The organism is Shewanella surugensis, from assembly GCF_023284005.1.
GTDB lineage: Bacteria > Pseudomonadota > Gammaproteobacteria > Enterobacterales > Shewanellaceae > Shewanella > Shewanella surugensis.
Window position 1 is genome coordinate 1 of record NZ_JAKIKS010000285.1, and the last position, 1,878, is coordinate 1,878.

General features: G+C 34.9%; 3 protein-coding genes. All 3 read left to right on the plus strand.

Going from position 1 to position 1,878, the window contains the following annotated elements; translation table 11 throughout:
* The first annotated feature begins 300 nt into the window (after positions 1-300).
* The 3 genes from L2764_RS26960 to L2764_RS26970 are packed head-to-tail and all read left to right on the plus strand — an operon-like array spanning position 301 to position 1,807.
* A complete protein-coding gene (locus tag L2764_RS26960) occupies positions 301-852 on the plus strand; it encodes a hypothetical protein (RefSeq protein WP_248943409.1) in 552 nt (183 codons plus the stop codon).
* The gene (locus L2764_RS26965) at positions 845-1,531 is read left to right on the plus strand and encodes a hypothetical protein (protein ID WP_248943410.1); all 687 of its coding nucleotides are present in this window, start codon (positions 845-847) and stop codon (positions 1,529-1,531) included. The genes L2764_RS26960 and L2764_RS26965 overlap by 8 nt, the downstream gene beginning before the upstream one ends.
* A complete protein-coding gene (locus L2764_RS26970) occupies positions 1,532-1,807 on the plus strand; it encodes a hypothetical protein (protein ID WP_248943411.1) in 276 nt (91 codons plus the stop codon).
* Positions 1,808-1,878 lie beyond the last annotated feature (71 nt).

The following is a 1,878-nucleotide window of genomic DNA, read 5'->3' on the forward strand; positions in this document are numbered from 1 at the left end:
GTTATACAAAAATTTCGATATTGATACAAGTTCTATATCATTGGTAATGTAAAAAATATCAAAGATTAAATATTAACCTAATTGTTGGTAATTTTATACTCGGGTACTTAATATCATTTTTGTATTGTTTACTATTTGTTTAACTTTTTATATTAGATTAAGGGATGGACGTAATTAATGATGGTAATACTGTCAATCATGATAAATTTACTTTCAACCTAAGGGAGTTGATTGTATTTTTATTGTGGAGTGATTATGAAATGCTGCTATGTGATTAGAGTTTTTTTTAACAAGCAATATATGTCTTTTTTTATATTACTCTATTCTCCTTTTTTATTTGCTAATCCAATTGTTCAGTTAATACGTCCTAAGACCGATCCAAGTCATTTATATGCGATATATAAAGATGGGACAAAGGGTATAGTGAATAAACACATGGCGACTAATGTCCCTTCTTTGATGGCTGTAATCGATGCGGTACCTACGGATCAAAGTATACCGCAGTTTCGTTCGCCGACAGCCTTTGAAGTGAATGACATTATTGATACTGTACAACGAATGGGCATTAATTTAGTGCGTTTGTATCCCCCTTCTATTGTGGGTGGAGGCCGGGAGCAAAATTATTTAGTCAACGATACGGCAAAAATTGTTGGTTATGATAAGAGTCAAGCCGTGAATACTAAAGATAATCCAACGGGAAACAAGCGGAATAAGCCTGATGCCATAAAATACGATCAAGTAAAGTTTGATACTCTTAAGCAGACGTTAGCTAAATTACAAGCAAAAGGGATTCAAGTGGTTTTCCCTATGATTGATACTTGGTGGTTTTTTAGGGGGGATCCCTATGGTTGATCGTGCTTATGGCAGTGACATTAATGGTAGTACCATTAAACCGAGCAAATGTTATGGAAATACACCTACTGATAAGATTGAAATCCAACAGAAAACAACTGAATTTTATACTCAGAATAGATATAAAGATGCTTTTAAAAGCTATATAGCCTTATTAACAAGGGAGTTTGGCGGGTTTAAAAAAATTATTTTGGAAACGGGAAATGAATTGGGTGAATCAGCTAGGTATAACGGGGTCATACTTGATTTAAACAATGAAAATAAAAATAAAGATGAGGAATTTCAGTTTTCGGCAGCGCAAAATCAACGGTTGATCGATTTAAATTTATGGACGAGAGAGATAGCCTTATTTATTAAAAATCAATATAAATCCAGAGATAAAAAGGCGGGATTGCCTTTAGTACAGCCGCACTTATTAATGGACGGGAGTTTCGGGGTTGATTTGGGGGTGATTAATAACCCTGAGCTGATTGGAAGTTTAGCCGATGATAACATTGATATTGTATCGAATCATTATTATCAATATTGGGGAGTGAAGCAGCTATATCAATATGATACCGATAAGATCAGATTTTATGGTGCGACTGTTCAAAAAACAGTGGCAAGTACTAAGCCGTATTTTGTCGGAGAATTTCTGTGTAATTATCAATGTGATGATAAGTTTTTAACTGAATTCTAATTGCCGACGACAATGGAAGATTTTAGCACTTTCGCGGGATTTTGGAGTTTACAAGGTCACGCTGATATCGGCTTACATTGGAATAAACAACAAGGTAAGCAAGTGCAGATTGATAACACATTTCGTACGGGCAGTTACAATCATAATGAGCAATCAGGGTATTCGAGTTATCACTACCCCGGTTTTTTAACAAAAAACAGTGATGATAAGCGAGATTATAATCAGCATGGCCAACAGATGAGTTATTGTCAAATGTGGTGTATCAATGAATCGTGATGTTCTGTTTGATCTTGAGTGATCCGTTCACCATCTTTAAATTGAATACCTGATATGACATCAGCAAGCAG